We start from the raw sequence: 8094 nt of genomic DNA on the forward strand, positions 1-8094 counted from the left end.
ACAAACATAGAAAACGTTAGGGTCAGCAAATCTCAAATCTCAAATCGAACAGCTGACAGCTAAACGCTAACCTACCCGCCGAAGCCGAGCGTCCGTTTCCAGGCGACGGATTGTTGTTCTCGGCCGAGTTCGTCGGTGATCGCATCCCATTGCGTGGCGGCATCGGCGAGCGCCTCGGCAGCGCTTTGTTCTCCGGCCAAACAGCGCAGGACTTGCCGATCCAGCACGGCGTAATAGCGATCGGCGCCGGGCAGAATCAGTCCACGCGTGACTTGCAGCGTCTGCAACCGCTCGGCGAGCCAACGCATATACGGGCTACCCGAAGGCGACGAGTCGTTTCCCGGAGTGGTTCGCGTTTGCGAGAACAGTCCGATTTGCTGCCGCACCGTCGAGATCCGTTCACCGCCGGAGAGCCAACCGATGAATTGTTTCGAAGCGCTGGTCTGACGGCACCCGCTGCTGAGACAAGCGAGCGGCGTTTGCGGCCCCAGCCACAACTGATCGGTTTCTGTTTCTCGCGGACAGTCAAACACACTGACTTCGAATTCTTCGCGACCGTCTGCAGTTCGCTGATCGGACTCCGCGGCGTTGACGGCATCGGGGACTTCATAGCCGATGCCGCCGGCCAGTTCACCGCGACGGATGGCGTGCCAGATCTGGCCGGGCGTCATCGCGGTGGCGGGGTATTGTTTTGCGGTCGCGGCAAGTTGTTCCAGCGCGGCAACGTAGTCTTCGGAGTCGATCTCAGGCTTCATCGTCGTGCGGTTGAACAACCAGCGACGCGTGAACGAGGACGCGCAACGATTGAGAAACGAGGATCCGGCCCAGCCGGGGGCCAGCGGTTCGGCGGCCTTCCCGTCGAGCTGCTCAACCCAATCGTGGTAGGCGGCCCAGGAATCACATTGAACGTCCGAATCGAGCGCCAACAGGGCCAGTACTTTGGCGCCGACGGCGATGCCCCAGGTGTTTCCGCCGTAATCCCCCAATCCGTTGATCACGGCGGGGAACGGTTTTCCATACCGGGTCTGATAATCCTTCAGCAGCTCATCACTGAATCGGACCGCCGCGTCCTGCGCCCTGATCTCGCCGAGATAGCTTTGCGGCGCGATCGCGACGTCGGCAAGCAGCATCTGAGTCGCGAAATCGGTCGCCCGACTTTTCCCCGTTGCCGCGTCGGGCGAAGCAGACGCAGCCGGTTCGTCGGACACGGGGCCGGCAAACACAGAGCCGTCGAACACCTCGATTTTGAGCGGCTGGTCTTGCGTCATCGACCAGGCCACCCGGATCGACTCGGCAACCGATGGGCCGTCGGCGGATTGGCCTTCTTCGAGCTGGCTGTCGGCGAGCAAACTGCCCGCGATCAGGATGCGAAGCGGCACATCCGAGCGAGCCTGCTGGGCCGATGAGGTTGCGCTGTCAGCCCCCGTGTCGGTGGATCGGATGCCGGAGTCACCGCAACCGGCCAGCATCGAGGCTGCGAGCATCGAGACCGCCGTGCGGCGATCGATTTGACGGGAGCGGAAGTCACGAGACATGGCGGCTGGCCGCGAGGGAAGCGGCATTTCTCGGTAATCGGGCGTGCGTGCGAGACATTTTGACAAAACCATTCCCGTCAGTAGACGATGGAAATTACAGTTTGCCGGCGGCGCGATAACATACGCAGCACCCCGGGATCGGGTTCGGCAGGAAAGTTTCATTTCTAGTAGGCGCATCATGAGTCATTATTTGGGAATCGACATCGGCACCAGCGGCACCAAGACGCTCTTGATCGACGAGAGCGGAAAAGTCATTGCGGAAGCCGATGCGACGTATCCGATGGAGCAACCGAGGCCGGGTTGGACGCAACAGGACCCGGAGGACTGGTGGAAAGCAACGGTCAAAACGGTGCGGGCGGTGATGCGGTCCTCCGGTTGCAAACCGGCCGACGTCAAAGCGATCGGGTTGAGCGGCCAGATGCACGGCAGCGTCTTTTTGGACCGCGACGACAACGTCATCCGCCCGGCGCTGCTGTGGAATGACCAGCGAACGGCGGCCGAGTGTGACGAAATCACTTCCGCCGCCGGTGGACGCAAACGCTTGATCAAACTGGTCGCCAATCCCGCCCTGACGGGTTTCCAAGCGCCCAAGGTGTTGTGGCTGCGGAACAACGAGAAACGACACTTTGATGCCTTGGCCAAAGTCCTGTTGCCCAAGGACGAGATCCGGCGACGTTTGATCGGGGACTACGTGACCGAAGTCAGTGATGCCAGCGGCACGCTGTTCTTGGACGTCGTCCATCGAAAATGGTCCGCCCCGCTGCTTTCCAAACTCGGGCTCGATGCCGATCTGTTGCCCCGGGTGGTGGAGAGCCATGAAGTGACCGGGACGTTGACCAAGGCGGCCGCCAAGACGCTGGGGCTGACCACCGATTGCAAGGTGGTCGGTGGCGCGGGCGACTGTGCCGCCGGCGCGGTCGGCAACGGTGTCGTTAAGAAAGGTGTGCTCAGCACGTCGATCGGAACCAGCGGCGTGATGTTTGTCCACAGCGACGAGCCACAATACGACGCGGCCGGACGCCTGCACACCTTTTGCCATGCCGTCGACGGCGCCTGGCACATGATGGGCGTCAACTTGACCAGCGGCGGATCGCTGCAGTGGTGGGTCGAATCGGTGCTGCAAGGGCTGGCCGGGATGGGCGGCAGCGACGTTTATCAGGCCGCGACCGCCGAAGCGCAAGCCTGCCCCGCCGGCAGCAACGGGTTGTTGTTCCTGCCCTACTTGAACGGGGAACGCACGCCGCACGCCGACCCACATGCGCGTGGCGCGTTCGTCGGATTGAATTTAACGCACACCCGAGGTTCGATGACCCGCAGCGTGATGGAAGGCATCACGTTTGCGCTGCGGGACAGCCTGGAAATCATCACCTCGTTGGATGTCCCCGTCCGTGAAATCCGGGCCTCCGGTGGCGGCAGCAAAAACCCGTTCTGGCGGCAAATGCAAGCCGACGTGTTCGGCAAAAAAATCACGACACTGAAAGTGGAACAGGGACCGGCCTATGGCGTCGCGCTGTTGGCCGCCGTCGGCGACGGGGCCTACAAGAACATTCAATTGGCGTGCAAAGCGACCATCGAAGTCGCCGAGCAAACGCCCGCCGATCGAAAATCCGTCAAGGCCTACAATGACTTGTTCCCCGTCTACCGAAAACTTTACAACGACCTGAAGGACTCGATGCAGACGCTGGCCGGACTTCAACAGTAATCATGCAACACGTCGAACTGACCATCACCGACCACGTCGCCACGCTGGCACTCAAGCGGCCGGACGTGTGCAATGCACTCGATTCGGCATTGATCGCCGACCTCAGTCTGGCGCTGTCGGATGTGCACCAGGAACGCCGCGTCGGCGCGGTGCTGATCACCGGCAAAGGCGACCATTTTTGCAGCGGCGTCGATCTCAAAGCGTTCGCCAAAGTCGCCGAACTGGAACCGATCGACGCCCAGGTCAAATGGTTTGAACTCTGGCGCGAGCTGACCGAATTGTGCGAGACGATCTTGCGTTTCCCCAAACCCGTGATCGCCGCGGTCGATGGCCAAGCGATCGGCGCCGGGCTGGCCATCGCCCTGGCCGCGGACATGATCGTGATGTCCGACCGTGCGGAACTGACGGCCAATGCGGCCGAACGGGGACTGATCGGCGGATTGACCGCACCGCTGCTGTCCTTCCGTTTCGGCGCGGCCATCGCCGCACGGATGCTGTTGACCGGCGCGCCGATCGATGCCGCCGAAGCGTATCGATTGGGAATGTGCTGCGAAGTCATCCCGGCCAGCCAAATCTGGATCGCGGCGACCGCCTGGGCCAAACGCTGCGGCGCGGCGCCTCGGGAATCGTTGCAGGCGACCAAGCGGATGCTCAATGAAAGTATCGGGGAGACCTTGCTGACCAATTTGACCAACGGTGCCGCGACCGGGGCGACGGTGTGCAACACCGAATCGGCGGCCGAGGGCATTCGAGCGTTCGTCGAAAAACGGATTCCCCAGTGGCCCTGAGCGTCGACGAAATTGCCAGCCACGCGATCAGCCTGGACAACCCGGTCGAACGGGAAGTCTATCTGGCCGCGGCTTGCGGAGCGGATCAATCGCTGCGAAAGCGGGTCGATTCGCTACTGGCCGCACTGGAGTCCGCCGACGACGCCAGCTTTCTCGCTTCGGGGCTGTTCGGCGGCGATCGATCGGCGGACCTGCCGGAAGACTTGGCCGAAGACGGCAGCGCTGAAACCGGCAACACCTCGAACGATTCCGCGGACCGGTTTGAACTGCGAAGCAAGCACGCCGTCGGCGGTTTGGGCGAAGTCTGGGTGGCCTGGGACCGGCAGCTCGGTCGCGAAGTGGCGCTGAAACAAATGCGTCCGGAGTGGTCCGGAAATTTTAATGCCGCCGCACGGTTTCGACGCGAAGCTGAAATCACGGGCTTTTTGGAACACCCCGGCGTCGTCCCGATTTACGCCCTCGGTCAGCAAGCCGACCGGCGACCGTTTTACGCGATGCAATTCATCCGCGGGCGAACACTGCAACAGGTCGTCGAAGAACAGCTGCGTCGACCGCTGACACCACCGGCGCTGGCCTCCCAAGATCGATCGCCACGCTGGTACGACACCGCATCGCTACGCAAAATCCTCGATCACTTTGTCGATGTGTGCCAGACGATCGACTACGCCCACTCGCGACAAGTCGTCCATCGCGATTTGAAACCCGCCAACATCATGTTGGGGACCTATGGGCGAACACTGGTCGTCGATTGGGGGCTCGCCAAATGGTTGGACCCCTCGGTGCGCCCCAGCGATTCACCGGGCACCGAAAAAGAGATCGACCAGCAGATCGATGCGACGCTGTCTCTGGCCAACCAAAATGATTCCTCCGTCGATGAAACCTGCCAGGGCACCACGCTCGGCACGCCCCGGTACATGAGTCCGGAGCAGGCGGCCGGGAAGATCGACCAGATCGGACCGGCCGCGGACATTTATTGCTTGGGAGCGACACTGTATTTCATCCTGACCGGCCAGGCGCCGCACGCCGGCGAAGCGGATCTGCAGTCGACGTTCAATCGAATCATCGAAGGCCGATTTGATCCGCCGATCAAGGTTCGGCACGAGATCCCCGGGCCCCTTCAAGCCATCATCATGAAAGCGATGGCCACGCGGATGTTCGATCGCTACGCCTCCGCCGGCGATCTCGCCGAAGACGTACAAAAGTATCTGACCGATCAACCGATCAGCGTGTTCACCGATCCGCCGATCGAACGGACGTTGCGTTGGGCACGCAATCATCGCGCCTGGACCGCGGCACTGGCGGTCGGTTTGCTGCTGACGTTTTTCGGCACGATCGCCGGTTTGATGGTGCGGGGCGAGATGAATCGCCGCGCGATGGAAACGGCACGCATTGAAACCGAAAAAGAACGCGAGATCCGCTTTCAAGAAGAGACGCGGCGGTTGGAGGCGGTGGCGGCGTCCGGCGCCGCGATCCAACGCAGCGAAGCGGCGCTGGCGGAAAGCCGTTATGCCGACGCCGCCGCACTGATCGGTGTCGCCATCGATCGAATGGAAAACCAGGACTCGCTGGTCGGGCAACGCGAATCCTTGATCATGCGGCGTGATCGGCTGCGGCGTCTGGGTCAGTTTCATGCGTTGGAACGCGAAGGCGAAGATCTGAAGCACCTGTCGCGTTCCACCGAAGCGGCGGTCTTGCTGCAAGCGTCCTTGGATGAACTAGGGTTTTGGGAAAGCGATACCTGGTGGGACGACATGCCGGATGATGATCTGTCCGCACTGCAACGGGATCGACTCCGTTGGAAGGTCTATCGTGTCCTGACCACTCTCAACGCGTTGTACGTCACCAAAATGGTTGTCGCGATGGGTAGCGATCCCGATGGCGGATCGCCGAGTACGTTGAAGATGATCCGCAGCTATCTGTCGTCGAGTATCGGCAAACGGGAAGCGCGGGCGGCGCTGGAACTGAGCAAACGGATCGAAACGTTTCGCGGCTGCGAAGCGGCACGTTGGTTGGGCAGCATCGCCTCGTTCCGGCTCAACGGCGGCAAACGTGTGGAGCCGGCCGAACTGGGGCCGCCCCGAAATCCAGCCGATGGTCTCTCGTTGGCCATTTTCAGCTTGATCGCGAGCGTCGATGCCAACTACCGCTCGTGGTTCAAAAACTACGGCGACACGTTCATGGAGCCGACCGACGATGATCCCGCCGACCGCGCGATCGACGTCGCGTTGGAGTCGCTGCGCCGCGTGAGCGACAGGGCACCGGACGATAGCCGGGTTCACCTAACCATTGCCCAGGCGTACTACTTGAAGGCACAGCGGGCCGAGTCGAACGACGATTTTGAAACGGCGCTGGAGTACTATGAACTGGCACGCGGCGAATACGGACGCTGCATGGCGATCCGCCCGGGTGCCGCCTTCGTTGTCGCCGATCGCTCCACCGTCGCGCTCCGCCAAGCCGTCTTGATGCGTGATCATCCGAACTCCAACCCCAACCACCGGCGCCGCTCCAAAGAACTTCTACGGACCAGCTTTCGCGACGCCAGCCAGGCCAAGCGACTCGCGCCGGACGCGCATTGGGTTGACTGGCACGTCGGCGCGACGGCCGTCGAACTCGGGCAGACCGACACGGCGATCGAAGCGTTTTTCCGAGCCGTCGAAACCGGACTGGACCTGCAAGACACGCTGGATGGTCCGTTGGTGCGACTGGATGATCTCCGCGGACGCGCCCAAGCGATTGAATTCGCTTACCAGGGTTCCGACCGCATCACCAACCTGACCGGCCCGGATCGCGCCGCCAGTCGCCGCGCGTCCCTGATCGCATCGCTGGAGTACTCGCGCGGTAATCGAGAGCCCGCGCGGATCTGGTCGGCCAAAGCGATCGAGTTAGATCGTGACAACTCACGCGCCCACCAGATCGCCGGTTGGTGCGCGCTGCATGACCAGGCATGGGAAGCGGCAAAGCGACATTTTGAAAACGCGATTCGTCTGTCACCGGACGACGCCGTTTCGCTGATCGGTGCCGCACGAGTCGCCGAACAAATCGACGCTCAGGAATCGAGTCACAGCGGGCGTCTTGAGCAATCCGACACGTGGTACCGTTCGGCCATCGACGCCGCCGTTTCCCAGCGACACCGTTCGACCGCCTGGTTCGGATTGGCCAAACAGGCACTGCGACGGGGATCGCTCGACGAGGCGCTCGCGGCGATCGGGTCCGCCCGAACCCTCGACCCGGCTTGCGACGTTTCCCAGTTCATGGATCTGTCGCGTGCCGAGGCAAGACGCTTGCTATTGCGTGCCCGGGCGTCCGACGAGCGCGAGAAACAGGCGTCGCTTGATCAAATCAAGGCGCTCAAAGGATTTGTGGACCAAATCGCGGCGATGCCAATCGCCTCGGTCAACCAAATCGTCGACTCGGCAAGCGGTCGGCCGCCGCTATCGTTGCCGCTGCTCGGCGGCGATTTCGAGTTGCCCCTGGAAACCTATTGGCGACTTGAATCCGCCAGCCCGTCCGGCGACTCCGACGAACCGATGCTCGGCGGCAGCCCTCCCTTGGCCGTCGTGGCCGATGATGCATCATCGAACAATGCGTGTTTGGCGATTCGCCGCGCCGAGCGTGAGCGGTCCACCGGCAGTTGGGCGTTGTCCCAAACCATTCCCGCAACAATGGGACGGAAATATCGTGTCGCGGCCCTGGTGCAATCAAACGACGCAGACCGTCAAACGTCTCAACTTGTGGTGCGTCACGCTGGAGCCGAACTGGTTCGTTTGGAATTGGCGGGCGAACGAGACACATGGACGCGACGGGCCGGCGAGTTTTCGATTCCGCGCGCAGACACGTCGATCGATCCGCTAGAAATCCGCATCGAAATCGCCGACCCGGGATTTGGAAGTGTCCTGTTGGATGAAATAAAAGTGACGCGGATCGAGTGATGCACTTCGTGGGTCTCGACGCAGCTGAAGTCACCCTCCCTCTGGACGTCGATTCGTTTGCTGCAGCTTTTGGCAACCCATTTAGTTTCTCTCCCTCGGGGAGAGACGGCGTTTGCGCAGCAAGCAAACGCCAGAGAGGG

General features: G+C 61.8%; 4 protein-coding genes. 3 read left to right on the forward strand and 1 reads right to left on the reverse strand.

Annotation, left to right across the window (positions count from 1 at the left end; translation table 11 throughout):
- Window positions 1–71 precede the first annotated feature (71 nt).
- On the reverse strand, window positions 72–1535 hold the full coding sequence (locus tag NZK35_RS26430; RefSeq protein ID WP_259635523.1) for a hypothetical protein: 1464 nt from the start codon (window positions 1533–1535) through the stop codon (window positions 72–74).
- Between the two features lie 178 nt (window positions 1536–1713).
- Between NZK35_RS26430 and xylB the strand changes: the two genes are divergently transcribed.
- From xylB to NZK35_RS26445, 3 genes are read left to right on the forward strand one after another with little or no spacing between them, the layout of a single operon-like run.
- Window positions 1714–3237: a xylulokinase gene (gene xylB, locus NZK35_RS26435; protein ID WP_259635524.1), complete on the forward strand. Its 1524-nt coding sequence runs from the start codon at window positions 1714–1716 to the stop codon at window positions 3235–3237.
- A 2-nt stretch (window positions 3238–3239) separates the two neighbouring features.
- Entirely contained in the window at window positions 3240–4025 is a 786-nt protein-coding gene (locus NZK35_RS26440) for an enoyl-CoA hydratase/isomerase family protein (protein ID WP_259635525.1), read from the forward strand.
- Window positions 4016–7954 carry a serine/threonine protein kinase gene (locus NZK35_RS26445; RefSeq protein ID WP_259635526.1) on the forward strand — a complete coding sequence of 1313 codons (3939 nt, stop codon included), beginning with the start codon at window positions 4016–4018 and terminating at the stop codon, window positions 7952–7954. The genes NZK35_RS26440 and NZK35_RS26445 overlap by 10 nt, the downstream gene beginning before the upstream one ends.
- The last annotated feature ends 140 nt before the right edge of the window (window positions 7955–8094 follow it).

The sequence above is a fragment of the Stieleria sedimenti genome (assembly GCF_025060895.1).
Lineage (GTDB): Bacteria > Planctomycetota > Planctomycetia > Pirellulales > Pirellulaceae > Stieleria > Stieleria sedimenti.